A 26,358-nucleotide genomic window follows, 5' to 3' on the forward strand; every position below is an offset into this window, starting at 1 on the left:
CTACAGCCCAAGGTCCTCCAGGACCGGCATTTTTGCCCGCACCCAGGCCCGGGCCTCGGTAGCGCTCGGCGCGGACAAGGCCAGCTTGGCAAGCTCCCGGGCTTCAGCCAGGGTGACGGTCTTCAGCACGGCGGCGACGGCCGCGATGGAACGCGCCGTCATGGACAGCGTGGTGACGCCCAGCCCCGTGAGGACGACGGCGAGGGCAGGGTCCGCCGCGGCCTCGCCGCACACGCCCACCGGCTTGTTGTGGCCCTCGGCCGCGGAACCTTCCACGGTCAGGCCCACCAGCCGCAGTACGGCCGGCTGCCAGGGGGTGTTCAGGGCGGCCAGCGGGCCGAGCTGGCGGTCGGCCGCCATGGCGTACTGGGTGAGGTCATTGGTGCCCAGGCTGGCGAAGCCGACCTCGCGGAGGATGGCCTCGGCCGTCAGCGCCGCCGACGGGACCTCCACCATGACGCCGGGCGTCTTGATCCCTGCCGCGGCGCACAGCGAGGCAAAGCGGGCCGCCTCCTCAGCGGTGGAAATCATCGGGGCCATCACCCAGACGTCCGCCTCGGATGCCTTCTCCGCCAGGGCAATGGCCTGCAGCTGGCGCTCCAGGACCCCCGGCGTGGTGAAATCGGTCCGGTAGCCGCGGACGCCAAGGGCCGGGTTGGGCTCGGTGGCGTCGGTCAGGAACGGCAGCGGCTTGTCCGCGCCGGCGTCGAGCGTGCGGAGCACCACTTTCTTGCCCGGGAAGGCGTCGAAGACGCCCTGGTAGGCGGCGGCCTGTTCCTCCACGGTCGGTTCAGTGTCCCGCTCCAGGAAGCAGAACTCGGTCCGGAACAGTCCCACGCCCTGGGCGTTCAGGCCGGCCGCGGCCACGGCGTCCTTGGCGCCGCCGACGTTGGCCAGGAGCGGCACGAGGTGGCCGTCCGCCGTCGTGCCGGTCCCGTCGAAGGCGGCAAGCAGCGAGGCGGTGGCGGCCCAGTGGGCTGCGGCCGCGCGCTGGGACTCGTCCGGGTTCGCGGTGATGAGGCCGGCCGCACCGTCCACGTACACCTCGGTGCCGTCGGCGAGCTCGTCGACCCCGACGGCGGCGACCACGGCCGGCAGACCCAGCGAGCGGGCGATGATCGCGGTGTGGGACTGCGGGCCGCCACCGGCGGTGACCAGCGCCAGGACCTTTTCCGGATCCAAGGTGGCGGTATCGGCCGGGGCCAGGTCCTCGGCGATGAGGATGAACGGGGTGGGGGACACGGGAATGCCCGGCGCGGGGACCCCGCGCAGTTCCGCCACGATCCGGGAGCGGACATCCAGGACGTCCGTGGCGCGCTCGGCCATGTAGCCGCCCAGGTTGTGCAGCATCTCCGAGACCGAGGCGCCGGCTTCCCAGATTGCCCGCTGCCCGGAGGTGCCGCGGCCGATCAGTTTGGCGGCGGATTTGAGCAGCATGGTGTCGGTGGCCATGAGGGCCGTGGCCTCGAGGACGGCCTTGCCGTCGCCCGAGACGGTCTCGGACCGGGCCTTCAGTTCGTCGTGGACGGATTTCGCCGCGGCCTTCAGCGCCGCCGTCGCGTCCTCCGCCGTGACGCCGGCGGGAAGCTGCTCTCCGGCAGGCGGTTCGCTGATCGGTTTGGGCATCTGCCGGACGGTACCGATGATGCGGCCGGGGCTAACGCCTACTCCTGGGAAGTTCTGCACTGAAGGTCCTCATTTTCTGTCGTAGGCCAGTGGCCACTAAGCCGGTAAACCAGGTGCCGCAGCGACCCTGCTGATCATCTGCGCCTGCGGCTGACGGCTGCGGCAGCGGGCGGGTCACGGCACCTGGAAAAATTGTATGTGATGCAGTTCATATAGCGTTGCTATAGGTGCTAGGGTAGCGGTTATGAGTATCGATGGCCAGCTACCACCCAAGGCCCGGCTGCTGCGTGCGGCCGCCGAGCTGCTGGCCAACTCCGGCGGATCCGCAGTCTCGACCCGCCAGATCACGCAGCTGGCCGGTGTCACGGCACCGACCCTCTACCACCACTTTGGTGACAAGGAAGGGCTGTTCGACGCCGTCGTCGCAGCAGGTTTCGACGAATATGTCGCGGGCGAACGTGACTTCGCGCCCTCTGGCCAACCTCTGGAGGACATCCGGAGGATGTGGGACAACCATGTCCAGTTCGGGCTGAAACAGCCGGAACTGTACCTCGTCATGTTCGGCAATATCCGCCCTGAGAGCCGCCCGGCCATCGTCGCCGATGCCGAGGCCCTCATGGAGGAAATGCTGAACAAGGCGGCTGTCTCCGGCCAGCTCAACGTCCCGCCCAAGGAGGCGGCCAGGTCCATCCTGGCGGCCAATGTGGGCATGACCCTCATGCTGATCGCGGAAAAGGTGCCGGAGCGGAACCTCGAGCTCTCCGCCATGACCCGCGACGCCATGATCTTTGCGGTTTCCACCGAGCAGGCCCGGGACAACGGTTCTGTGGACAGCGGAAAGTCCTCAGTGGTTGTGGCGGCCATCGCATTGAACGCAGCACTCCAGGCGTCCCACTCGGACCAGCTCTCCAGCTCGGAACTCAAGCTCTTCCTCGAATGGCTCCACCGGATCTCCAACAGCTCCACCAGCTAGCTCGGCGAAATTATCGGACCATCCTGCAATGCAGCGGGAACGACGGTTAGGAACTCACATGGCAACAGAGACAGTTGCGAAACCACGCACCAGCATGCGCGTGCACGTCCAGAAATTCGGGACGTTCCTGTCCGGAATGATCATGCCCAACATCGGCGCCTTCATCGCCTGGGGCTTCATCACGGCGCTCTTCATCCCGGCCGGCTTCTTCCCCAATGCGGAGCTCGGCAAGCTTGTCGGGCCCATGATCACGTACATGCTCCCGCTGCTGATCGGCTACACCGGCGGCCGGATGGTCTACGGCGTGCGCGGCGGCGTGGTGGGCGCGGTGGCCACCATGGGCGTCATCGTCGGTACCGACATCCCCATGTTCATCGGCGCCATGATCCTTGGCCCGCTCACTGCCTGGATCATGATGAAGCTGGACAAGATCTGGGAAGGCCGTGTCAAGCCCGGCTTCGAAATGCTGATCGACAACTTCTCGGCAGGCATCGTTGCCGCTGCCATGGCGGTCGTGGGCATGCTGGTGGTCGGCCCGATCGTGAAGGCCTTCAGCAATGGCGCCAGCGCCGTGGTCGAATTCCTGGTCACCAACGGCCTGCTGCCCTTCACCAGCATCTTCATCGAGCCCGCAAAGGTCCTGTTCCTCAACAACGCCGTTAACCACGGCATCCTCACCCCGCTGGGCACGCAGCAGGCGCTCGAGCAGGGCAAGTCCATCCTGTTCCTGCTCGAAGCCAACCCCGGTCCGGGCTTCGGCATCCTGCTCGCCTTTTCATTCTTCGGCAAGGGTCTGGCCAAGGCGTCCGCGCCGGGCGCAGCCGTGATCCAGTTCGTCGGCGGTATCCATGAGATCTACTTCCCGTACGTCCTGATGAAGCCGATGACGATCTTCGCCGCAATCGGCGGCGGCATGACCGGCATCTTCACGCTCGTGGTCACCGGCGCCGGACTCCGGTCCCCGGCAGCCCCGGGCAGCATCATCGCGGTCTACGCCTCAACGGCACGCGACAGCTACGTCGGCGTGACGCTCTCCGTCCTCTTTGCCACCACGGTGTCCTTCCTGATCGCCTCGGTGGTCCTGAAAGCCAGCAAGGCGCCCGCCGAAGACGACCTCGATCAGGCCACCCACCGGATGGAGGCCCTGAAGGGCAAGAAGAGCTCGGTGTCCGCAGCCCTGATCGGTGAGGGCGTGGGTGCCAGCGGCGTCGCCGTCCTCGCCACCCCGATCAAGAACATCGTCTTTGCCTGCGACGCCGGCATGGGTTCCAGCGCGATGGGCGCCTCGGTGCTCCGCAACAAGATCAAGGCCGCCGGCTTCTCGGACGTCAAGGTCACCAACTCCGCGATCGCCAACCTCACCGACACGTACGACGTCGTCATCACCCACCAGGACCTGACCGAACGGGCCAAGCCCGCGACCGCCAGCGCCGTGCATGTCTCTGTGGACAACTTCATGAACAGCCCGCGGTACGACGAGATCGTGGAACTGGTCGAGGCCAGCAACACGGAAGCCGGCACCACGGAAACGACCCCTGCCGCGGCCGCCGCCGGCACCGCCCCCGCTGCCGCCGAGGCAGAAGCCGAGCAGGGTCCCGCCGGCATCCTGGTGGCCGAAAGCGTCGTCCTCAACGGCCACGCGACCACGCGGGACGCCGCGATCGACGAGGCCGGGCAGCTTCTGCTGGACCGCGGCGCCGTCGACTCCGGCTACGTGGACGCCATGCACGAACGCGAGGAATCCGTCTCCACGTACATGGGCAGCTTCCTGGCCATCCCGCACGGCACCAACGCCGCGAAGGACCACATCATGAAGTCGGCGGTCTCCGTTATCCGCTACCCGAACGGCATCGACTGGAACGGCAAGGAAGTGAAGTTCGTCGTCGGTGTGGCCGGCGTCAACAACGAACACCTGCACATCCTGTCCTCAATCGCCAAGGTCTTCACCAACAAGGCCCAGGTGGCCCAGCTCGAGGCGGCCACCACGGTTGACGAAGTGCTGGCCCTGTTCGGAAAGGTCAACTCCTAGTGAAGGCTGTTCATTTCGGAGCCGGAAACATCGGGCGCGGCTTCGTGGGCCTGCTGCTGCACGACGCAGGGTATGAGGTGGTGTTCGCCGACGTCGCGGACGCCCTCATCACCGAGCTGGCCGCCGCGGACAGCTACGAGGTCCACGAAGTCGGAGAGAACCCCGCTGTCCGTACGGTCAACAACTTTCGGGCGCTGAACTCCGGCACCCAGGAAGCCGACGTCGTCGCGGAAATCGCGACGGCGGACATCGTCACCACCGCCGTGGGGCCGCACATCCTGAAGTTCGTGGCGCCCGTGATCGCCAAGGGGATTGCCGCCCGTGCCGCCGGGCTGGCGCCGCTGCAGGTGATGGCGTGCGAGAACGCGATCAACGCCACGGACATCCTGAAGTCCGAGGTCATTGCCCAGTGGGATCCGGCCGCGGGCGCCCTGGACGCGGCCGCCGTGTTTGCCAACACGGCGGTGGACCGGATTGTGCCGAACCAGGAGGCCGGGCAGGGCCTGGACGTCACGGTGGAGACGTTCTATGAGTGGGTGATCGACCGTACACCGTTCGCCGGGAAGGAGCCGGTGGTCCCGGGCGCGACGTTCGTGGACGATCTCGCACCGTACATCGAGCGGAAGCTGTTCACCGTCAACACGGGGCACGCGGCGGCGGCCTACTTCGGATTCGAGGCCGGCCTGGGCAAGATTTCCGAGGCCATGGCCGACCAGGACGTCGCGGCCGATGTACGCGCCGTCCTGGACGAAACCAAGGAGCTGCTGGTGGCCAAGCACGGCTTCAACCGGGCCGAGCAGGAGGCGTACGTGGAAAAAATCCTGGGCCGCTTCTCGAACCCGCACCTGCCGGACACCGTCACCCGGGTGGGCCGTGCGCCGCTGCGCAAACTCAGCCGGCACGAGCGCTTCATCGGTCCCGCTGCCGAGCTGGCCGAACGCGGAATTGTCCCCGAGGCGCTGCTCGGGGCCATCGCCGCCGCCCTGCGTTTCAATGATCCGGCCGACGCCGAGGCCGTGGAGCTGGCGAAAATCCTCTCCGCGTCCACGCCGGACGAGGCCACGGAGAAGATCACTGGCCTGCCGGCGGACCACCCGCTTTTTGCCGCCGTCTCCTCCCTCATCGAGGAGGCCAAGGCGGTCGTCTGATCAACGCCCTAGCTGGGCCGGCGCCGGAACTCACCTGAGTTCCGGCGTCGGCGTGTTTAAGCCCCTCACACCCCCGTTGCCCTATCACTTTTGGCTGCTATCCGACGGTTTTAGCACCCGGGAGTGATAGGGCAACGAGAGTCCTTGACCATTAGGTTGCCTAACTGTTAGGCTACCTAACTATGAACGCCAGTGAACCGGCTGACCCCGGCCTCCTCGCTCTCGCCGAGGACTTCCGCGAGGCCCTCCGCCACAGCATCTACCTCGTCCGCCGCCTGGACGCCGACGGCGAACTCAGCGCCGCCCAGCTCAGCATGCTCAAGATGCTGTTGGACGCCGGGCCCGCCGCAGGCGGCGTGCGGGTAGGCGAAATCGCCCGGAACCTGGGCGTCAAGGTGCCCAGTGCCACCGAGCAGATCATCAAGCTCGAGCGCGCCGGCCTCGCCCGGCGCGAGCCGGACCCCGACGATTCCCGCGCCGTCCGGGTCACCCTCACGGACGCCGGCCTCGCCGCCGTCGCATCCGCCAACGAGCGCCGCAACACCGTCATGGCCGGCGTCCTCTCGTCCCTTTCGGGCGAAGACCGCGCCGCCCTCGCGGCCGCCCTCCCGGTCATCGGCAGGATCAACGCGACGCTCCTGGCCTGATCTTCACCCAACAATTCCAATCACTTAGGAGTGCCCCCATGCACGGCCAGCCCGCCGACACCCTGCCGGCAGCGGAAGTAACCCTCGAGGCCGAGAAGGCCTCACTGCTCAAACAGCCCAAGGCGGTGTGGGCCACGGCCCTCGCGGCGGTGTTCGCCTTCATGGGGATCGGGCTGGTGGACCCCATCCTGCCGGCGATCGCCAAGAACCTGGACGCCTCGCCGAGCCAGGTGTCGCTGCTCTTCACTAGCTATTTCCTGGTGACCGCCGTCGCCATGCTGATCACCGGCTACGTCTCCTCCCGGATCGGCGGGAAGCGGACGCTGCTGATCGGGCTGGCGGTCATCGTCGTGTTCGCCTCCCTGTCCGGCACGTCCGGCAGCGTGGCTGAGCTCATTGGCTTCCGCGCCGGCTGGGGGCTGGGCAACGCCCTGTTCGTGGCCACGGCGCTGGCCGTGATTGTCGGCGTCGCAAGCGGCGGCGCCGGCACCGCGATCATCCTTTACGAGGCCGCGCTCGGCCTGGGCATTTCCCTCGGCCCGCTCCTGGGCGCACTGCTGGGCGGCTGGCAGTGGCGCGCCCCGTTCTTCGGTACGGCCGTGCTGATGGCCTCCGCGTTCATCGCGCTCATTGCCCTGCTGCCCAAGACGCCGCTGCCCGAGCGGAAAGTCCGGCTCCGGGATCCGCTGCTGGCCCTGGGGCACAAGGGGCTGCGGACGACGGCGGCCAGCGGCCTGTTCTATAACTACGGCTTCTTCACCGTCCTCGCCTTCACGCCCTTCATCCTCGGCATGGACGCCTACGGGATCGGCGGGGTGTTCTTCGGCTGGGGTGTGGCCGTCGCGGTCTTCTCAGTGTTTGCCGCCCCCGTGCTGCAGAACCGCTTCGGAGCGGTCCGGGTCCTCACCGGCACGCTCGTCCTGCTGATGCTCGACCTTGTGGGACTGGGCCTGGCCGCCGGGCACTCGGTGCCGGCCGTCGTCGTCCTCGTGGTTATTTCCGGGGCGCTCCTGGGCATCAACAACACCATCTACACGGAGCTGGCCATGGGCGTCTCCGACTCGCCGCGGCCGGTGGCCTCGGCCGGCTACAACTTTGTGCGCTGGATGGGCGGCGCCCTGGCACCGTTTGCCGCCGCGCAGCTGGGCGAGCACTTCGGCCCGCAGGTGCCCTTCTTCGCCGGCGCGCTGGCCATGGTGGCCGCCATTGCCGTCGTCTTCGGCGGACGCCGCTACCTGGCGGCGCACGAGCCGCACGTGGTGTAGCAACGCCCGGTGTTGTGCAGAACCCGCTGAGGTGACAAAGAACGCCCATGCTTCCTCGGAAGCATGGGCGTTCTTTGTCGGAACGCTGAAGGCGCGGCGGGCCTCACAGAAGCGCCGGCTCAGGCCCTGGCGGACTCTTTCGCGGATTCCTTGGCGGCTTCCTTTGCGGATCCCTTGGGTACGAACAGGGTTTCGGCCTGCTCCAGGGACATGCCGTTGGTCTCCGGGACCTTGAACATGACGAAGAAGAACGACGCCGCCGCGAACAGCGCGTACATGGCGTACGTCAGCGGCAGGGAGGCCGCGGCCATGACCGGGAAGCTCAGGGTGATGGCGAAGTTGGCGATCCACTGCGCGGCCGCGGCCAGGCCGAGGGCCCGGGCGCGGATCCGGGACGGGAAGATCTCCCCCAGCAGCACCCATACCAGCGGGCCCCAGGAGGCGCCGAAGCTGATGACGAACACGTTGGCGGCGACCAGCGCCGCCGGGCCCCACGCCCCGGGCAGCGAGATTGCGTCGCCGGACCCGGTGGCCGAGCCGAAGGCCAGCGCCATGGTGCCCAGCGAGAGGGCCATGCCGATGGAGCCGGCCAGCATGATCGGACGACGCCCGATCCGGTCCACCAGGGCGATTGCCACGAGCGTGACCAGGATGTTGGTGACGGCGGTGGCCACGGAGATGGTGAGCGAATCCTTTTCCTGGAAGCCCACGGCCTTCCACAGCGTGGTGGAGTAGTAGAAGATCACGTTGATGCCGACGAACTGCTGCAGCACGGACAGGATGATGCCGATCCAGACCACCGGCTGCAGGCCCAGGGCCTTGCCGCGCAGGGATCCCTTCTGGCCGGCAAGCTTGTCCTCGTCGATGGCCTTCTTGATGTCGCGCAGGTGCCGGTCCGAGTCCTCGTCCGGGGCGATCGACTTGAAGACCCTGAGGGCCTCCTCGTCCTTGCCCTGGAACACCAGGAACCGCGGCGATTCGGGCAGGGTGAAGGCGATCCAGCCGTAGACGACCGCGGGGACGGCGGCGGCCATGAACATCCAGCGCCAGGCTTCCAAACCCAGCCACAGGGCCTGGTCCGCGCCGCCGGCCGACGTCGCGAACACGGCGTCTGAGAGCAGGGCGGCGAAGATGCCGGTGGTGATCGCCAGCTGCTGCAGCGAGGCCAGGCGGCCCCGGACGTGGCGGGGGGAAATTTCGGAAATGTAGGCCGGCGCGATCACCGAGGCCAGGCCGATGCCGAGCCCGCCCACCAGACGCCAGAAGATCAGGTCCCAGACGCCGAACGCGAACCCGGTGCCGATGGCGCTGACCAGGAACAGCAGCGCGCCCAGCTTCATGGCCGGGATCCGGCCGTAGCGGTCGGCGATCTTGCCGGCCAGGTAGGCCCCTGCCGCGCAGCCGAGGAGGGCCACGGCGACGGCGAAGCCGGTCACGGCCTCGCTGAGGGCGAACTCGTCCTTGATCGCGTCGACGGCGCCGTTGACGACGGAGGAGTCAAAGCCGAAGAGGAAGCCGCCGACGGCGCCCGCTACGGCCAGCCAAATGACCCTTTTTGGGATCTTGGCGGCGGTCTGGTCATGGGTGGTGGTCATACGGCTCCCTTGGCAGTTCGCGGTCCACGGCCTTCGCCGCAACTACCCAGTCTTACACCCGCCCCCGCGTGCCCCCTGTCACAACCACTGGAAAGTGAGACGAAACATACACTTTGCCGCTGCTGCGGCTGAGGACAGACGACGACGGCCGGCAGTCCACAAGACTGCCGGCCGTCGTCGTGTTCCAGACCTCGGGACCGCCTAGTGGGCGGCGGCCACGGCGCCCTCCCGGGCAACCGCCTTCGGGTCCGTGAGTTTCTTGTTCGGCAGGGCGAACGTGATCAGGAAGGCGATGCCGGTGAGCACGGCGGCCGTGAGCATGACCGCGTCGATCGACTGCGCGAAGCCCTCGACGATGGGACGGGTGAGCGTCGAGTTGGCCGTGTGCAGCCAGCTGGTGTCGTTGAGCGAGTCGTTGCTGGCGCCGTTCTTGAAGAAGTCGTAGAGCTGGGCGTTGGCCGGGTCGGCGGCCACGGCCGGATCCTTGAGCACCTTGAGGTAGTCAGCATTCTGCGCGGCGTCCTTCATGCCCGTGGCGATCTTGTCCGCCGCGAGGCTGAAAAGCATCGAGATGAACACTGCCGTGCCAACCGCGCCGCCCATGGAACGGAAGAACGCGGCGGAGGAAGTGCCCACGCCCATGTCCTTCGAGGGCACGGAGACCTGCATGGCCAGCGTCAGGGGCTGCATGCAGAAGCCCAGTCCCAGGCCGAAGAACACGGCGATGGCGCCGGGGACCCACAGCGGGGTGTCCACGCCGAGGGAGAGGCCCATGACGACGGCGGCCGCCGTCAGCGTTGCGGTGCCAAGGATCGGGAAGATCCGGTAGGTGCCCGAGGCCGAGATGGTCCGGCCCGCTGTGATGGAGCCGGTGAGGATGCCCACGGTGAAAGTGATCATCATGAGGCCGGCCTCGGTGGGGGTCAGGCCCTTGACCAGCTGCAGGTACATGGGCAGCATCGCGATGGCGCCGAACATGCCGATGCCGATGATGAAGTTCAGCAGCGAGGACAGGCCGAAGGTGATGTTCTGGAACAGCCGGAGCGGGATCAGCGCGTAGTCGGCGGCGTGCCGTTCGGCCAGCAGGAACGCGATGATGCCCACGACGCCGAGTGCGTAGCAGAGGTAGGAGTTCGCGGAGCTCCAGCCCCAGGTGCGGCCCTGTTCGGCCACGAGGAGGAGCGGCACAATGGCCAGCGTGATGGCCGCGGCGCCCCAGTAGTCGATCTTCTGCTTCACGTGCTTGGCGGGGAGGTGCAGGTACATGAAGACCACCGTGAGGGCCGCGAGACCGATCGGGATGTTGATCAGGAACACCCAGCGCCAGCCGTCGATCCCGAGGATGGTTTCGGTGCCCGCGAAGGCGCCGCCGATAACCGGGCCCAGGACGGAGGAGATGCCGAAGACCGACATGAAGTAGCCCTGGTACTTGGCCCGGTCCTTGAGCGGCACGATGTCGCCGATGATTGTCAGGGCGAGGGCCAGGAGGCCGCCGGCGCCCATGCCCTGGATGCCGCGGGCAATAGCGAGCTCGGTCATCGAGTGGACCGAGCCGGCGTAGAGCGAACCGGCGAGGAAGATCACGATGGCGATGAGATACAGCGGGCGGCGCCCGAAGATGTCACTGAGCTTGCCGTAGAGCGGCGTGCTCACCGTGGAGGTGATGAGGTAGGCGGTGGTGGCCCAGGCCTGCAGGGAGAGGCCGTCGAGGTCGTTGGCGATCGTGTAGATCGAGGTGGACACGATCGTCTGGTCCAGCGAAGACAGGAACATGCCGAGCATGAGTCCCACCATGACGGTGATGGTCTGACGGTGGGTCAGGACCTCTCCCGCGGCGCGCACGGAGGTGGTTTTGGACATGACTGCTCCAAGGTGAAGTGGGGGATTAAGCGGATAGTTGCTTTCAGTAACTATGTTACTGGCTGAATTGTTCCTGCCACTACCTCGGGGAGAAGAAAGTCCTTAGCGTTCGACCAGGATCCCGTCCGGATCGCACCAGATCATCACGCCGGGGCGGATGGCCACGCCGTCGATTTCCAGGGGCACGTCGATTGCCCCGGCGCCGTCCTTGGCGCTCTTGCGCGGGTTGCTGCCCAGTGCCTTAACCCCGAGCGGCAGCCCCGCGATGGCGAGCCGGTCCCGGATGGCACCGTTGATAACGACGCCGGCCCAGCCGTTCGCGACGGCGCTCGCCGCGATCATGTCCCCCATCAGTGCGGTGCGAAGGGAACCGGCGCCGTCGACCACCAGGACGGAGCCGTGGCCGGGAGCGGCCAGCACGGACTTGACCAGCGCGTTGTCCTCAAAGCAGCGGATAGTCCGGACCGGCCCGCTGAAATGCGTGTGCCCGCCCAGGGACTGGAACTGCACCGAGACGGATTCCAGCTCCCCGCCGCGCTCGTCGTAAAGGTCTGCGGTATTCAGGGCGGAAGCGTTCACAGTGACTCCTTGAGTGTTAACCGGATGGCGTGGCAGAGCGGGTTGGCAGCGTGTTTCATGACCGAGACTCGCACATTGCGCCCAGATCTGCGGAGTCCCGGTAGTCTGGCTGCGCACTGATACATATGCCTGATCATCAGTTCCAGGGGGAGCCATGAGCATGTCCGATACCACCGCGCCGGCGCTCGCCGAACCCGAACGCCGCGTCCGGCCTGTCTGGACGGCAGGGGTGGTGCTGGTCAACGTCGGCATCAACGCGGCATTCTTCGGCCCGCTCCAGGTGCTCCTCGGCCAACAGGCGGCAGCCTTCAGCGAACCGGACAAGGAAGCCATCCTCGCCCTCGTGACGGGTGCGGGCGCGGCCGTGTCCCTGGTGGCCAACCCCCTCTTCGGCGCCTTCAGCGACCGGACCACCGCGCGCCGGGGGCGGCGGGTGCCGTGGGTGCTCTTCGGTGCCGTCCTGGGTGCCGCGGCCCTGATCGCGCTGGCCGGCGCCCCGGGCGTTGCCGCAATGACGCTGCTCTGGTGCCTCGTCCAGGCCGGCTGCAACGGCGCCTATGCGGCCATCACGGCGGCCATCCCGGACCGCGTGCCGGTACCCCAGCGCGGCACCGTCGGCGGCCTTGCCGCCATGGGCCAGACAGCGGGAATCCTGGCAGGGGCGGTGATCGCCGCCGCCGTCGCCGGAAACTTCGCCGCGGGGTATGTTGTCTGCGCGGTGGCGCTGCTCGCCGGCGTCGTGCTCTATTACTTCAAGAACGACGACGTTCCGCTGCCTGCGCAGGCCCGTCCGCCGTTCAGTCTGGGCGGCTTTGTGCGGGGTTTTTGGATTTCCCCGGCCCGCCATCCGGATTTTGCCTGGGCCTGGCTGACACGGCTCCTGGTGAACATCGGCAACCATATGATCACCCTCTACCTGCTGTTTTTCCTCAACGACGCCGTCCGCGTCCGCGAAACCCAGGGTATCGAGCCCGAGTTTGGCGTCCTGATCCTCACAGGCCTGTATGCGGTCATGGTGATCATCACCAGCGTGGTCGGCGGCCGGCTGAGCGACCGCCTGGGCCGCCGGAAGCCGCTGGTCATCATCTCTTCCGCCGTGATCGCCGCAGCCTCCCTCATTCTTGCGTTCGCGCCCACCTGGCCGGGTGCGCTGGTCGGCGCGTCCGTGCTCGGCATCGGCTTCGGCTGCTATCTGGCGGTGGATTTTGCCCTCATTACCCAGGTGCTGCCCACGGCCCTGAACCGGGGCAGGGATCTTGGCGTCATCAACATTGCCAACTCGCTGCCGCAAGTGCTCGCCCCGCTGATCGCGTACCCCTTTGTTGCCTTCTGGGGCGGCTATGTGGCGCTGTACGTGGCGGCCGCCGTGATTGGGCTTCTGGGGGCCGTGTTCGTGGTGAAGATCAAGGGCGTGGACTGAGCCGCCCGCGTTCCGTGCAGGGGGCCTCGGAGCCCCGGTCTCCTCGCCGGGCGCCCGGATTCGTGGCGTATAGTGGACGGCAATTGCCGCGGCAGCGCGGTGGGCGGATCGCGCCCGGCTGCCGAGAAAAACGACCCCCGGAACGCTGCTGATGCCTGATTTTCACTCAGATCTTCCACCGATGGCCCCTCCACCCACTCTGCCCCGGCAGCGGCTCCGTTACGTGCGGATCCTAGATGTCGCCGCGGGGTTTGCCCGCAAGGGCCTGGACTCCGTGGTCCTGTCCGAGGTGGCGGCCAAGGCGGACGTGCCACTGGGGACGCTGTACCGCTACTTCCCCTCGGCCACCCAGCTGGTCCTGGCGCTGTACCGCAAGCAACTGGGCGAACTGCTCGCGGGGAGCTCGCCGGCGGCCGGCAAGGTCGCGGCCCAGGCCCTCGCGGGAGTGGTGATGGAGATCTTCCACATGCGCCTGATGCAGCCCGCCGTGGAGCAGTCCCTCAACCGGGCGGTCTACGTCAAGGACAACGACACAACGCGGCTGCTGCGCGAGATCGATGCGACGGCCGAGAAGGCAGTCACGGCGGCGTGCGGCGACCCGGCCGTGGCCCGGGTCCTGCTGCTGACGGTTACGGGCCTGGTCCAGGCCGTCCGCTGCCGCCGGCTGTCCCTCTTCGAAGCGGAGGAGGACCTGAAGAAGGCCTGTTCCCTCCTGCAGCGGACCCCGCAGGCCGCGTAACTGGTCTAGACCAGCGGCCGGGAATATGCCCTCCCGCGCGTGATCCGGGTCACATATTCTGGAGAAGAAACGTTTCACCACGGGTGGGTAACGCTCCCCGCGGGCGTAACGGGCGCGATGCCCTGTTTACCATTGCTGGACCGGAGCCGGCTGATGCCGGCAAATCGGGGAAACACCGGCGACCGCCACCTCTGGTCGCCGCCGCCCCTGCCAGACCAACTTGAGCATCCTTGCTTGAGCTTCCATGAGCCGTGCGCCCACGGTGAGCCCCAGGAGACAACGACGTGTCCACTGAAACGATCATTCCCGCCGATTCCACCTCCCCGGCTGAGCCAGTAGCCGTGCTCAGCGACGAGGAAATCTTCGCATCCCACGAGGGCGGCAAGCTGTCGATTTCCAGCACCGTCCCGCTTGCCAGCAAGCGCGACCTCTCCATCGCCTACACGCCCGGTGTCGCCCAGGTCAGCCGCGCCATCCACGCCAACCCGGAGCTCGCCAAGACGCTCACGTGGGCCCAGCGCCTCGTGGTGGTGGTCAGCGACGGCACGGCCGTGCTGGGGCTGGGCAACATTGGCGCCAGCGCCTCGCTGCCCGTGATGGAGGGCAAGTCCGCGCTGTTCAAGGCCTTCGGCGAACTCGACTCCATCCCGCTGGTCCTCAACACCACCGACGTCGACGAAATCATCGAGACACTTGTCCGGCTGCGCCCCAGTTTCGGCGCCGTCAACCTTGAGGACATCGCCGCGCCCCGCTGCTTCGAACTAGAGGAGAAACTCATCGAGGCGCTGGACTGCCCGGTCATGCACGATGACCAGCACGGCACCGCCGTCGTCGTCCTCGCCGCCCTGACCAACGCCGCCAAGGTGACCGGCCGGACCCTCGACAGCCTGCGTGTGGTGGTCTCCGGCGCCGGGGCCGCCGGGATCGCGGTCGCCGAAATCCTGCTGACGGCCGGAATCGGCGACGTCGTCCTCCTGGACTCCCGCGGCACCATCAACAAGGACCGCGCGGACATCGCCGCCGATCCGGCCAGCAAGAAGGCCCAGCTCGCCGCCCGCAGCAACCCTCGTGGCGTGACAGGCGGCCCGGGGGAGGCGCTGCTCGGCGCCGACGTGTTCGTCGGGGTCTCCTCTTCGAAGCTGGACGAGGAGCACCTCAAGCTGATGAACCACAGCTCGATCGTGTTCGCCCTGTCGAACCCGGACCCGGAAGTCCTGCCGGAGGTCGCGAGCAAGTACGCGGCCGTCGTCGCCACCGGACGCAGCGACTTCCCGAACCAGATCAACAATGTCCTGGCCTTCCCCGGCATCTTCCGCGGCGCCCTCGACGCCGGCGCCCGCCGGATCACGCCGGCCATGAAGCTCGCCGCAGCCCGGGCCATCGCGGAACTGGCCGAGGACGACCTTTCCGCGGACTACATCGTGCCCAGCCCGCTGGATCCGCGCGTGGCCCCGGCCGTCTCCGCCGCAGTCGCCGCGGCGGTGGCCGCCGAGTAGCAGGACCGCGTCAGAAGGCATCCGACACCGGACGACGACGGCGGCGCTTCCCTGAGGGGGAGCGCCGCCGCTGTCGTTCGGCGGGAATCAACCAGCCCTCCGTCCGGAAGTTAGGCGCCGGCATTCCGGGCCCGGGGCCGTCAACGGCAGCCCCGGGCCCGGCCATAGACTGGGGCCATGAACCCCGAGATTGTCGTGACAGTGCTCTGCGGCCTCGCCATCGTGGTGGGCGTTGCCGGGACGATCATTCCCGTTCTGCCCGGCAGCATCCTGATCGGGGCGAGCCTGCTTGCCTGGGCATTGTGGGGCGGCGCCGGGACCACCGGTTGGGTGGTCTTCGGGATCGGGATGCTTTTCGTTCTGGCCGGCCTGGCCGCGAGCACCGTCCTTACCGGCCGGAAGCTCAAGCAGCACAGCATCCCGAGCCGTTCCGTGGTGGTGGGCCTCGTGCTGGGCGTGGCCGGCATGTTCGTCATCCCCGTGGTGGGGCTCTTTGTGGGCTTCGCCGCCGGGCTCCTGCTCAGCGAGCTGCAGCGCACCCGCGTGTTCGGCACCGCAGTGGCCTCGAGCTGGGCCGCGCTGAAGGCCACGGGCCTGGGCATGATCGTGGAATTCGGCCTCGCGTGCCTCGCCGCGAGCACCTGGGTGATCGGCCTCTGGGTGGCCTCGGCGGCCTAGCAGCGGCCTGCCGGAGCCTACTACCATGGGGGAATGAGCGCCGGACTTGGCGAATCCGCCCCCCAAATTCCTGACGGCCGCATTCCCGCTGGCCAGCTTGCTGACGGCGAAAGTCCCGACGGCCAGCGTAGGCCGTACACGGACACCCGCGACCTGACGCCCTTCCGCAAGGTAGTGGTCCGGACACCCGTCCGCGGCCTGGCCGGCACCGTGGGCGGCGCGGTGGCCGGACTCATGGCGGGCCGGGCACCCGGGACGCTGGCCGCCGAAGGCGGGGTGCCCCGGCTGGGCAGGGTAGGGGGCCGGACCTCCGCCAAGAGGATGAAAGCCGTGCACTCCGCCGTCTTCGGCAGCACCGATCCTGACCGCCTGATAACCCTGGCCCGCTCCTACCCCGGCTGGGCGGGGGTGTGCTACCTCATGGCCGGGCTGCTGGCGTACGCCCACGGCGGGCACCTGCGCGCGTCCGAACTCCTGCAGCACGGCCTGAGACTGCGGAACGACGAGGACGCCAACCGCTACGCCGGCGAATACCTGGCCGGCGTGGTCACCAGGGTGGAGGTGGCCGAGCGGATTGAGGTTCCGGTGCTCTTCTCCGAGGAGGCCGTGTTCCTGGCGCTGTCCCATTCCCTGCGCGAGACCGGCCAGACGGAGGCGGCGCTGGCGGCGCTGGCCGGCCAGCCGCCGTCGTTGCCGCTCGCCCTGGCGCGCTGTTCGCTGGAGGCCGAGCTGGGACGCGACGTCGACGTGGTGGCAGAGACCGAGGGCCTGCTGAACGCGGACGATCTGTCCGCGGCGCTGCTGCTGGTGCGTGCCCGGTCGCTGCGCAGGCTCGGCGCCTACACCGCTTCCCGTTCGGCCCTGCAGGAAGTCCTGCGGCGCAGGAAGACTGACTTCACCCTCCGCAGCGACGCGCTGACGGACACCGCCCTGCTCCTCCTCGAGGCGGGCCGCAAGACCCTCGGCGGCCGGGACTGGCAGCGCCACAAACCGGCACAGCTGGAGGCCGTGAAAGCCATCCGCAAAGACGCCGAAATGCACGAACTCTGGGACCGCGAGTACGGGCGCGCTGACGACGACTGACGGGCTTCCACGCCCGATCGCGGCCAAATCCACGTATCCACTACTCTTGCGGGCCCCTGGGGCGGGGAGTACAAACGAGGCATGAGAGATGCGGTGGAGCGCTGGATGCAGCACTACATCACAGCGTGGACGACGAACGATCCGGAGGACATCCGGGCGCTGTTTACCGAGGACGCCATTTATGCGACCAGCCCCCAGGAAGCCGAACCGTGGCAGGGCCGGGACGATATCGTGGAGCACTGGCTTGCCGGGCGTGATGAGCCGGATGACTGGATGTTTGAATGGAAGCTGCTGGGGGTCGACGGCGGCCGGGCGTTTGTGCAGGGCCTGACGACGTACCGCGGCAACAGCCGGAGCTATGACAACTTGTGGGTCATCCAACTGACCGCGGACGGCCGCGCGTCGTCCTTCACCGAGTGGTACATGCAGCGCAAGTAGCCCCAGGGCGGATTCGCGTCCTCACTCGTGCGTCATGGCTGCGCTGAGGGCGGGCACGATCTGCTCGGCGAGCAGCAAGGCGCCCAGGGCCAGCATGATGATCCCGCTGGCCAGCGTCACTTGGCGCGCTGCGCCCGGCCTGGCCTGCAGCAGTTTCCGCGCCAGGAGTGCCACACAGCTGTAGATGACGCCCACGAGCAGGATGAAGGTCAGCCCGAGCAGACCCGACTGGACCGGGACCGGCCACGCGGCGTCAGGGCTGACGAACTGCGGCACCAGGGCCACGAAGAACAGCAGGCCCTTGGGGTTGATCCCGCTGATGCCCATGCCCTGGAGGAAGACCCGGAACTGGCTCGCGGGTGTGGCGGCACCGGGAGCAGCGGTGCCGGTGCTGAAGCTGGCCCCGCGCCAGGACCGCAGGGTGCTGAAGCCCAGCCACAGCAGGTAGAGGGCGCCCGCCGCGGTCAGCCAGCCCAGCACGCCGGGCATCCCGGCGAGCAGTGCCGCCAGGCCCAGCACCAGCAACGCCGTGTGGAGGGCGTAGCCCCCGCAGAGACCGGCGACGGCGGGCGCGAAGCTGCGCTGCCGGAGCCCGGCCGCGATCGAATAGGCCCAGTCGACGCCGGGGGTGCATGCCAGGGCGACGGCGACAACCAGGAAGGCGAGGAAAAGCTGGGGGTTCATGGCGGGCTCCAGGAATGCGGCACCCCGTGGCGGGTACAAGAAAAACTCTAGGCAAATTCGGCCGGGAAGTGCTCGCTTATTTACTGAAGAAACACCGCAATTGGGTAAGATAATTGCGTGATTGACGCCATTGACAGAAGTATCTTGCGTTACCTCAAATCGGATGGCCGGATGACTGCCACGGCCCTGGCGGCCAAGGTGGGGTTGACCGTGGCTCCGTGCCATCGCCGGCTGCGGGATCTGGAGGCCGCCGGGATCATCCGGGGCTACCGGGCGGATATTGATCCGGCCGCGGTGGGGCTCGGTTTCGAGGCGATCGTGTTCGTGACCCTGCGCCAGGTGGACCGTTCCACCATGGAGATCTTCGAGAGCCGGGTGGCCGGCAATCCCAACATCGTCGAGGCCCAGCGGCTCTTCGGGTCGCCGGACTACCTGCTCAAGGTCATTGCGGAGGATCTGCCCTCCTACCAGCGTTTCTACGACAGTGAACTGACCTCGCTGCCCGGCGTCGAGCGACTGACGTCAACGCTGGTCATGAAGAACCTGAAGGCCAACGCCGGGCCGCCGGTCTAGACGCGTCCGCCTGCTCAGGCGCCGAGCAGTCCCGTGGTCCGGTAGGGAATGACCTCGCGCAGGAACATGCTCGTTGAGGTCCGGACGATTCCGGGACACAGCCGGATTTCCTCTGACACGCGGTAGAGATCGTCCGGGCTCTTGGCCACCACCCGGATCAGGAGATCGGTGTCGCCGGCCGGGGCGTGGCATTCGAGCACCTCAGGGATGTTGCGCAGGGCGGCGATTGCCTCGTTGAGGTGGCTCTGGTCCAGTTCCGCGCTGACCGCGGCCGCCACGCCGCGGCCCAGGGCGGACGGCAGCACCCGGCTGCTGTTCGGCCGGAGCGCGCCCGACGCCGACATCCGTTCCAGGCGGGACTGGACGGTGCCGCGGGCCAGGCCCAGCTTCTGCGCCAGCACCATGACCGGCACGCGGGGATCTTCGTCCAGCGCGGCGAGGATCCGCCGGTCCGTCGCGTCGAGCTCCTGCAAAATGACCACTTCCTGTTCGCGGTCCGGGCTGTGGTTGATCAGATTGACTGCTCTGGGGCCGGTCCGTTGCACCAACTGTAGGGCTTCTGCTCAAATGGTGACAACAAGGGGACGAGGCCACCGCCACGATCCCGAAGGCTACGGACATCCCGGCACACCACCCGGACCCCGGACGAGGCTCCCGCAAGGAACCAGCCGCTGACTGACTCTTGTTCACGCATCGTCATTCCGCACAACGCACTCGCGGCAAGAGCCCCTGAGCCACCGACGCCGGATTTCCCGAAGTCATCGGTAGCTGAGGGGCTCTTGTGCTGCTCCGCATAGGCTTATCCCATGACCTCAGCTGGCCGCTTCGCCCCCAGTCCCTCCGGCGAACTGCATGTGGGCAACCTCCGGACGGCCATCCTGGCGTGGCTGTTCGCCCGGTCCGGGGGGCGGCGGTTCCTGCTGCGGGTGGAGGACCTGGACCGTGCCCGGGCCGGCGCCGAGGCCGAGCAACTCCGCGACCTGGCGGCGATCGGCGTGAACTGGGACGGCGGCGTCGTGCGCCAGACGGAGCGTGAGCACCTGTATGACGGGGCGATTTCGGAGCTGACGGCGGCCGGCCTGACCTATGAGTGCTTCTGTACCCGCCGCGAAATCCAGGAGGCCCCCTCGGCACCGCACGCTCCGCTGGGCGCCTACCCGGGAACGTGCCGGAACCTCAGCGGCGCCGAGCGCGAGGCCAAGCGGGCCGCCCGGCCGCCGGCTGTCCGGCTCCGCTCCACCGTGGCCGAGGTGACGGTGCGGGACGTGCTCCACGGCAGTTACACCGGGGTGGTCGACGACTTCGTGCTCCGGCGCAACGACGGCGTGACCGCCTACAACCTGGCCGTGGTGGTGGACGACGCCGCGCAGGGCATCGACCAGGTGGTCCGCGGCGATGACCTGCTGCCGTCCACGCCGCGGCAGGCATATTTGGCGTCGCTGCTCAATATGCCTGTTCCGGAATATGCGCATGTGCCGCTGGTACTGAACGCCGACGGCGTCCGGCTGGCCAAGCGTGACGGCGCCGTCACGCTGGCCGACCTGACGTTGGCCGGGTTGGGCGCGGACCAGGTCCGGGACACCTTGCTGGACTCCCTTGGCCTCCCGCCGGGCCGCCTCGACGATGTCCTCGCCGCCTTCGACCCGGCGGCTCTGCCCCGCGAGCCCTGGGTGTGGCCCGGGGTACCGGGAGCGCACAAGGGGGCGCATCCGGGAACCGGCCTCCGGGCAGGGACGGACAGCCGCGGCGCGTAGGCTGGATTCATGACCGAGCCTGCACACCCTCAGCCCCGCTTCACCGTCGAGACAGCCAAGGTCCTGGCCGAGGTGGCCCACAACCGCCAGAAGGATAAGCTCAAGCGGCCATACCGGGAACATGTGCTCGCCGTCGGGGACGCCCTGGCGGACTTCGACGACGACATCCGGATCGCCGGGTACCTTCACGACATCGCGGAGGACACCCCGATGACGCGGCAGGCACTGCTGGACATGGGGGTCTCCGAGCGTGCCGCGGACATCATCGAGCGGGTCACTAAGCGCCTGCATGAGAATCCGGACGACTACCAGGCCGGCATCCGGTACATCGCCGAGGACCACGACGCCACGCTTGTGAAGATTGCCGACAACGCGCACAATTCGCTGCCCGAACGGGTCAAGGCGCTGGCCGAGAAGTGGCCGGACAAGCCCCCGGTCACCCGCTACGACGATGCCCGCCCGGTGCTCTACGCCGCCGTTCCCGTCGAGGAAACCCGGAAAATCCTGGCCCGGATCAATCCCTGGCTGTTGAACGAACTCGACGACATGCTCGACGAGGCGGATGACACGGACTACGAGTTCCTCTCTTATGACGCCCCGGCAGCAGATACGGCAGCAGCAGATGCCCCGGCAATGGCCGCTGCAGCAGACGCGGAAGCTGCGCCGGGCGATGCTCCGGCCGGCGACACCGGGTCCGCACGGGACTGAGCATGCGCGCCTACGTCCTCACACGCTACGGCGGCCCGGACGCGATGGAACTCCGGGATGTTCCGGTTCCCCAGCCCGGCCCGGGTGACGTCCGGATCAAGGTCGCCGCGGCCGGGCTGAACCCGGTGGACTTCAAGTTCCGCCGGGGCGCGCTCCGGCCCATCAGCCATGTCCGCCTGCCGATCGTGGCCGGCTGCGAACTCGCCGGGACGGTGGATGCAATCGGACCCGGGCCCAACCGCTTTTCCATCGGCGACCGCGTCTACGCCCGGGTGGACAAGGCCAGGCTTGGAGCCTTCGCCGAGCTGGTGTGCGTGCAGCAGGAATTGGTGGCCGCCATGCCGGCGTCGCTCGGATTCGCCGAGGCCGCAGGACTGCCGCTGGCCGGGCTCACGGCGTTGCAGGCCCTCCGCGATGAACTTGCCGTGGGCCGCGGCACCCGGCTCTTCATTTCCGGCGGCGCCGGCGGGGTGGGAACACTCGCCATCCAGCTCGCCAAGTATCTCGGCGCCCAGGTCACCACCACGGCATCGGCCCGCGGCGAGGCGCTGGTGCGCCGGCTGGGGGCGGACGCCGTCATCGACTACAACCGGGAGGACTTCTCCGCGGTACTGCATGATTTCGATGCTGTCCTGGACCTGGTCGGCGGCGTGACCCTCAGGGATTCCTTCCGCATTCTTAAGTCCGGCGGCAGGGTGGTATCCATCGCCGGCGTTCCCGAGCCGCTCACCGCGACGAAAGACCTGGGCTCGCCGCCGATGATCACGGCCGCTTTCTGGCTGATGAGCATGGGCATCCGCCGCCGCGCCCGGAAGGCGAAGGCCAGCTACCGTTACCTGTTCATGCACCCCAGCGGGGATGATTTGCGCACTCTGGCGGCCCTCGTCGACGCCGGCCACGTGCAGCCGGTCATGGAACGCACCTACCCGTTCGCGGACATTGGGGGAGCCTTCGCCGCGCTCGAACAGGGCCACGCCAAGGGCAAGATCGTCGTCACCCTCTAGCGGCTCCCGGCTGCCGGGCCCGCCACAGCAAACCGATGTACACCAGATCAAAGACGCTGCAGAGCGCCCCCACGCCCAGGATCAGGGGCGAGTTGCCGTACCAGCCCAGCGCGATCGTGGGCGCGAGGGTGCCGACCCACTTGGCCACGGCGATCAGCAGGGTCTGGCCGCGGGTGCCGCCCCGGGCGGCCAACATGGCGATGAACAACCCGGACATCAGCAGGTTCTGCAGGAACGCCGCGTAGCGGGCCGCGTCGTCCCAGCCAAACTGGACGACGAACAGCAGCTGGACCGCGAAGGACGTGAAGCCCAGCAGGAGCGCCCAGCCGATGAACAGCCGCCGCGTCACCCAGCCCGGCAGCTCGGAGCGGCCGAACTTCAGGAAGGTGTACACAATCACGACGTCGGCCAGTCCCCACGCGATATTGAAGACCCCCTGGGCGGTGATTCCCGTCGCGATGGAGCGCATGGCGTAGATGGCCTCCCAGGCGAAATTCAGGGCCAGCGCGGCGGCCGGGATCGCGTAGCTCCGGTCCTTGAAACCGATCCGGATGGCATCGACGTAGACCACGGTCCAGGCCAGGCCGCTCACAATTGTGAGAAACAGGATCACGCTGCCTCCACTAGGCAATGACGGCTCGGCGATGACTGCAACGCGGGGTCACTTGGCGCCCATGCAGAGCCCCAACATGGGCCGCAACTGACCCCGCGTTGCTTCCCCTACACGCGCCCTAGGTCGTCGATGTCCTCCAGGAACTGCTGGTGCACTTCGGCGCTGACGGTGGTCCGGGTGTCGGCGATCGCGTCGAGGTAGTCCTGGGTGGCCGGACCCTTCCGGACGGCTTCGCGGACTGAGGCGCTGCCGCCGGACGCCGCGCCGCCGTCGTCGTACACCGCCTTTTCCAGCGCCCGCTGGGAGGCGCTGCGGGCCGCGTACTCAATGTCCGCGGGGGAGAACCCCTCGGTGCGGTCCACCAGCAGCTCGACGTCGACGTCGTCCACCACGGTGGCAGGGATGAAGCGCTGCCACATGGCCTCGCGGGCCTGGCGGTCCGGCAGGCCGATCGGGATGACGTAGTCGAAGCGGCCGTGGCGCAGGAATGCGGAGTCCAGGGCGCGGATGAAGTTGGTGGCGCAGACCAGCAGCCGGCCGGGCTGTTCGCGGAAGGCCGGGATGATCTTGAGCAGTTCGTTGGTGACGCCCTGCAGGGGCGACGGCGGTTCGCCGGAGCGCTGGGAGGCGATCTCCTCCACCTCATCGATGAACACGACCGCGTGCTCGAGTTCGGCGATCTCCAGGAAGGTCTCGCGCAGCGCACCGGCCAGCCCCTTGGGGTCTGAGGCCAGCCGGGAGGGGAAGACCTCCACGAACGGCCACTCCAGCCTGGACGCGATGGCCTTGGCGAAGGTCGTCTTGCCCGTACCGGGCGGGCCGAAGAGGACCACCGCCCGGGGCGGCACCACCCCGTATTCGTCGGCGAGGTCGGCCTCGGCGAGGGGAAGGACCAGCCGGCGTTCCAGCAGTTCCTTCTCGTTGCGCATGCCCGCCACGTTTTCCCAGAGGTCGCGGGCCAGGATCCGGCCGCCGAGCTGGCTGAGCGGCTCGAGTTCCTGGCGCTGGACCGGGATTTTCCGCTCGAAGTAGCGCAGGTTCTTCTTCAGCGCGAAGCCGCGGCTCAGGAAGGCCTCCACCCGGGTTTCGGATTCGGGCATCAGGGCCGAGAGCTTGTTGAGCCCGTGCGGGGCCATCCGGTTCTCGACTGAGGCCAGCAGCGAGGTGCCGATGCCGCGGCCCCGGTAATCGGGCAGGGTGGCCAGGAAAACGATCCAGCCCTGGTCGTGGGCGGCGCGTCCGACGGCGGCGCCCACCACCTGCTCGCCCTGCACAGCGACGACGGCGTGGTCCTTTTCGCAGGAGGCGAGCACCTCGGAGAGGGCGTAGACCGGCTCGACGTTGGTGGCCTTGAGGGATTCCCAGAGGTGCAGGATCCCGTCAAGATCGGCCGAATGGAAATCCCTGATCCGCCAATTGGTCATGAGCTGTCTCCCGGGTGGTTCGTCGCTGAGCCATGTTGAGTCTGTCCGCTGAGCATATGCGAACCACGTGCAGGAGAGGTTGCGGGGACGTTGCGTTACGCGGACCCGGACTGCCGGGATGTTACTCCGAATCCCCGCCGGTCCCACGCACGGGTCGGTTGGCCACGAGCGGATACGGGCCGGTGAACCCGTCGCGGACGGCGGCGATCTCCAGGATGCGGTGCCGGCAGAGGCGCCAGCCGAGCATCAGCAGCGGGATGATGACCGCGAGGGAGGCGATGGTCCACGTTCCGACTGGCGAGTCGAAGGCCATGAGGACCAGCACCGCCAGGAGGAAGGCCAGGGTGATCCAGCCCGTGACGGGCGCGCCCGGCATACGAAACGCGGGCCGGAGCAGTTCTCCGCGGGCTGCGAGCCGGGCGAGCTGCATCTGGCACAGGACGATCATGGCCCAGGTGCTGATGATGCCGAGCGATGCGACGTTCAGGACGATCTCGAAGGCCTCGGCCGGGACCACGGCGTTCAGGATCACGCCCAGGACAGCCACTGCGGCAGTGAGGGCGATGCCGCCGTAGGGGACGCCGGACTTATTCATCCGGCCGGCGAATTTCGGCGCGGAACCGGAAATGGACATCGAGCGCATGATCCGGCCGGTGGAGTAGAGGCCTGCGTTGAGCGAGGACAGCGCCGCGGTAAGGACCACGAGGTTCATGATGGCGTCCACGCCGTCGACCCCGATGGAGCCGAAGAATGTCACGAAGGGGCTTTCGCCGGCCTTGTAGGAGCTGTAGGGCAGCAGCAGGGAGAGCAGCACGAGCGAGCCGACGTAAAACACCGCGATGCGCACGATCACCGTGTTGATGGCCCGCGGCATGATCTTTTCGGGGTTTTCGGTCTCGCCGGCGGCGGTGCCGATCAGTTCGATCGAGGCGTAGGCGAACACGACGCCCTGCATCACCACGATGGCCGGCAGCAGGCCGTTGGGGAACATGCCGCCGTTGTCCGCGATGAGGCTGAAGCCGACCTCCTGGCCGGCCACGGGCGTGCCGAAGATGACGAAGTAGATGCCGACGAGCAGGAAGGACACGAGCGCCACGACCTTGATCAGCGCGAACCAGAATTCCAGCTCGCCGAACACCTTGACGCTGATCAGGTTCAGGCCCAGGACCAGGATCAGGGCCGCCAGGGCCCAGGTCCACTGCGGCACGTCCGCGATGGGTGCCCAGTACTTCTTGAAGAAGTTCATGTACAGCGCGACGGCGGTGATGTCCACGATCGCCGTCATTGCCCAGTTCAGCCAGTACAGCCAGCCGGTGACGAACGCGGCCTTCTCGCCGAAGAATTCGCGGGCGTAGGACACGAACGAGCCGGACGAGGGCCGGTGCATCACGAGTTCGCCGAGCGCGCGCAGGATCATGAAGGCGAAGAACCCGCAGACGGCATAGCTGATGATCAGGGCCGGACCGCCGGCCGCCGGCGCCCATGAACAGGCCGGTGCCGATGGCGCCGCCGATCGCGATCATCTGGACCTGCCGGGGTTTCAGGCCTTTGTGGTAGCCCTGGTCCTCGGCGTGGAGCGCAGCCCCCGAGGCGTGGGCATGCGCCGGAATGGTGTGGTCGGTGACGGCGGATTGTGGCTGGGTCTGCTGTTGAGCGGGCAGTTTTTGGGCGCGGGCAGTGTCAGGAGAAGTCATGGGGGTCCTTCGGGGGTTCGGAGGGGCGCTACTTGCTCAGGTTGGCCAGGCGGTGCGGGCTGAGGAGCTCGGTGAGCTGCTCGTCGGTGAGCAGGCCGTGTTCGAGCACTAGTTCCGCGACGCCCTTGCCGGTGGCGAGGGCTTCCTGGGCGATGGCCGTGGCTGTGGCGTAGCCCAGCTGCGGGTTCAGGGCGGTGACGAGGCCGATGGATTGTTCCACGGTGAGGCGAAGGTGTTCGGTGTTGGCGGTGATGCCCCGGACGCAGCGGGCCGTGAGGGTGCGGCACGCGGCTTCGAGGTGGGAGATGCTCTTGTGGAGGCTGTGGAC

General features: G+C 67.8%; 23 protein-coding genes and 2 pseudogenes. 15 read left to right on the plus strand and 10 right to left on the minus strand.

Annotated elements, in window-relative coordinates:
• Window positions 1-1,686 (minus strand): phosphoenolpyruvate--protein phosphotransferase, encoded by a 1,686-nt coding sequence (ptsP, locus tag AC1DN2_RS18200; RefSeq protein WP_476851443.1) that lies wholly within the window; start codon window positions 1,684-1,686, stop codon window positions 1-3.
• Between the two features lie 184 nt (window positions 1,687-1,870).
• Between ptsP and AC1DN2_RS18205 the strand changes: the two genes are divergently transcribed.
• From AC1DN2_RS18205 to AC1DN2_RS18225, 5 genes are all read left to right on the plus strand, one after another.
• Window positions 1,871-2,599: a TetR/AcrR family transcriptional regulator gene (locus AC1DN2_RS18205; RefSeq protein WP_028277575.1), complete on the plus strand. Its 729-nt coding sequence runs from the start codon at window positions 1,871-1,873 to the stop codon at window positions 2,597-2,599.
• Between the two features lie 58 nt (window positions 2,600-2,657).
• Window positions 2,658-4,628: a PTS mannitol transporter subunit IICBA gene (locus tag AC1DN2_RS18210; protein ID WP_476851444.1), complete on the plus strand. Its 1,971-nt coding sequence runs from the start codon at window positions 2,658-2,660 to the stop codon at window positions 4,626-4,628.
• Window positions 4,628-5,776, plus strand: coding sequence for a mannitol-1-phosphate 5-dehydrogenase (locus tag AC1DN2_RS18215; protein ID WP_476851445.1), 1,149 nt, complete (start codon window positions 4,628-4,630; stop codon window positions 5,774-5,776). Before AC1DN2_RS18210 ends, AC1DN2_RS18215 begins: the two co-directional genes overlap by 1 nt.
• A 182-nt stretch (window positions 5,777-5,958) precedes the next feature.
• The gene (locus tag AC1DN2_RS18220; protein WP_223914957.1) at window positions 5,959-6,423 is read left to right on the plus strand and encodes a MarR family winged helix-turn-helix transcriptional regulator; all 465 of its coding nucleotides are present in this window, start codon (window positions 5,959-5,961) and stop codon (window positions 6,421-6,423) included.
• 38 nt (window positions 6,424-6,461) lie between these two features.
• On the plus strand, window positions 6,462-7,688 hold the full coding sequence (locus AC1DN2_RS18225; protein WP_028277571.1) for an MFS transporter: 1,227 nt from the start codon (window positions 6,462-6,464) through the stop codon (window positions 7,686-7,688).
• Window positions 7,689-7,807: 119 nt separating this feature from the next.
• On the opposite strand, the gene AC1DN2_RS18230 is transcribed toward AC1DN2_RS18225, so the two are convergent.
• From AC1DN2_RS18230 to rraA, 3 genes are all read right to left on the minus strand, one after another.
• A complete protein-coding gene (locus AC1DN2_RS18230; protein WP_223914958.1) occupies window positions 7,808-9,283 on the minus strand; it encodes a sugar porter family MFS transporter in 1,476 nt (491 codons plus the stop codon).
• Between the two features lie 201 nt (window positions 9,284-9,484).
• Window positions 9,485-11,143, minus strand: a complete 1,659-nt coding sequence (locus AC1DN2_RS18235; RefSeq protein ID WP_476851446.1) for an MDR family MFS transporter — start codon at window positions 11,141-11,143, stop codon at window positions 9,485-9,487.
• Between the two features lie 102 nt (window positions 11,144-11,245).
• Window positions 11,246-11,722: a ribonuclease E activity regulator RraA gene (gene rraA, locus AC1DN2_RS18240; protein ID WP_223914960.1), complete on the minus strand. Its 477-nt coding sequence runs from the start codon at window positions 11,720-11,722 to the stop codon at window positions 11,246-11,248.
• 154 nt (window positions 11,723-11,876) lie between these two features.
• Between rraA and AC1DN2_RS18245 the strand changes: the two genes are divergently transcribed.
• From AC1DN2_RS18245 to AC1DN2_RS18270, 6 genes are all read left to right on the plus strand, one after another.
• Window positions 11,877-13,142: an MFS transporter gene (locus AC1DN2_RS18245; protein WP_476851447.1), complete on the plus strand. Its 1,266-nt coding sequence runs from the start codon at window positions 11,877-11,879 to the stop codon at window positions 13,140-13,142.
• 151 nt (window positions 13,143-13,293) lie between these two features.
• Window positions 13,294-13,881, plus strand: coding sequence for a TetR/AcrR family transcriptional regulator (locus AC1DN2_RS18250; protein ID WP_223914962.1), 588 nt, complete (start codon window positions 13,294-13,296; stop codon window positions 13,879-13,881).
• Between the two features lie 302 nt (window positions 13,882-14,183).
• Entirely contained in the window at window positions 14,184-15,377 is a 1,194-nt protein-coding gene (locus AC1DN2_RS18255; protein ID WP_374208206.1) for an NAD(P)-dependent malic enzyme, read from the plus strand.
• 177 nt (window positions 15,378-15,554) lie between these two features.
• Window positions 15,555-16,055: a DUF456 domain-containing protein gene (locus tag AC1DN2_RS18260; protein ID WP_230007333.1), complete on the plus strand. Its 501-nt coding sequence runs from the start codon at window positions 15,555-15,557 to the stop codon at window positions 16,053-16,055.
• Window positions 16,056-16,088: 33 nt separating this feature from the next.
• Window positions 16,089-17,138 carry a hypothetical protein gene (locus AC1DN2_RS18265; RefSeq protein ID WP_476851448.1) on the plus strand — a complete coding sequence of 350 codons (1,050 nt, stop codon included), beginning with the start codon at window positions 16,089-16,091 and terminating at the stop codon, window positions 17,136-17,138.
• Window positions 17,139-17,219: 81 nt separating this feature from the next.
• Window positions 17,220-17,576, plus strand: coding sequence for a nuclear transport factor 2 family protein (locus tag AC1DN2_RS18270; RefSeq protein WP_028277562.1), 357 nt, complete (start codon window positions 17,220-17,222; stop codon window positions 17,574-17,576).
• A 21-nt stretch (window positions 17,577-17,597) separates the two neighbouring features.
• Here the strand turns inward: AC1DN2_RS18270 and AC1DN2_RS18275 are convergent, their stop codons facing one another.
• Window positions 17,598-18,260 (minus strand): LysE family translocator, encoded by a 663-nt coding sequence (locus AC1DN2_RS18275; RefSeq protein ID WP_476851449.1) that lies wholly within the window; start codon window positions 18,258-18,260, stop codon window positions 17,598-17,600.
• Window positions 18,261-18,377: 117 nt separating this feature from the next.
• On the opposite strand from AC1DN2_RS18275, the gene AC1DN2_RS18280 reads away from it, so the two are divergent.
• Window positions 18,378-18,833 (plus strand): Lrp/AsnC family transcriptional regulator, encoded by a 456-nt coding sequence (locus tag AC1DN2_RS18280; RefSeq protein WP_079555658.1) that lies wholly within the window; start codon window positions 18,378-18,380, stop codon window positions 18,831-18,833.
• A gap of 14 nt (window positions 18,834-18,847) precedes the next feature.
• On the opposite strand, the gene AC1DN2_RS18285 is transcribed toward AC1DN2_RS18280, so the two are convergent.
• Window positions 18,848-19,306, minus strand: coding sequence for an Lrp/AsnC family transcriptional regulator (locus AC1DN2_RS18285; RefSeq protein WP_176803545.1), 459 nt, complete (start codon window positions 19,304-19,306; stop codon window positions 18,848-18,850).
• A gap of 333 nt (window positions 19,307-19,639) precedes the next feature.
• On the opposite strand from AC1DN2_RS18285, the gene gluQRS reads away from it, so the two are divergent.
• From gluQRS to AC1DN2_RS18300, 3 genes are read left to right on the plus strand one after another with little or no spacing between them, the layout of a single operon-like run.
• The gene (gluQRS, locus tag AC1DN2_RS18290; RefSeq protein WP_476851450.1) at window positions 19,640-20,587 is read left to right on the plus strand and encodes a tRNA glutamyl-Q(34) synthetase GluQRS; all 948 of its coding nucleotides are present in this window, start codon (window positions 19,640-19,642) and stop codon (window positions 20,585-20,587) included.
• Between the two features lie 9 nt (window positions 20,588-20,596).
• Window positions 20,597-21,295: an HD domain-containing protein gene (locus AC1DN2_RS18295; protein ID WP_476851451.1), complete on the plus strand. Its 699-nt coding sequence runs from the start codon at window positions 20,597-20,599 to the stop codon at window positions 21,293-21,295.
• A 2-nt stretch (window positions 21,296-21,297) separates the two neighbouring features.
• Window positions 21,298-22,299, plus strand: coding sequence for an NADP-dependent oxidoreductase (locus AC1DN2_RS18300; protein ID WP_476851452.1), 1,002 nt, complete (start codon window positions 21,298-21,300; stop codon window positions 22,297-22,299).
• On the opposite strand, the gene AC1DN2_RS18305 is transcribed toward AC1DN2_RS18300, so the two are convergent.
• From AC1DN2_RS18305 to aspA, 4 genes and pseudogenes are all read right to left on the minus strand, one after another.
• Window positions 22,289-22,912 (minus strand): transmembrane-type terpene cyclase, encoded by a 624-nt coding sequence (locus AC1DN2_RS18305; protein ID WP_476851453.1) that lies wholly within the window; start codon window positions 22,910-22,912, stop codon window positions 22,289-22,291. The genes AC1DN2_RS18300 and AC1DN2_RS18305 overlap by 11 nt on opposite strands.
• Before the next feature lie 107 nt (window positions 22,913-23,019).
• Window positions 23,020-24,336: an ATP-binding protein gene (locus AC1DN2_RS18310; RefSeq protein WP_230008091.1), complete on the minus strand. Its 1,317-nt coding sequence runs from the start codon at window positions 24,334-24,336 to the stop codon at window positions 23,020-23,022.
• A gap of 121 nt (window positions 24,337-24,457) precedes the next feature.
• Window positions 24,458-26,030, minus strand: a pseudogene (locus tag AC1DN2_RS18315) (amino acid permease).
• Between the two features lie 28 nt (window positions 26,031-26,058).
• Window positions 26,059-26,358 (minus strand): annotated as a pseudogene (gene aspA / locus AC1DN2_RS18320) (aspartate ammonia-lyase); the annotation flags it as partial.

This window comes from Arthrobacter sp. 01L42 (genome assembly GCF_056400005.1).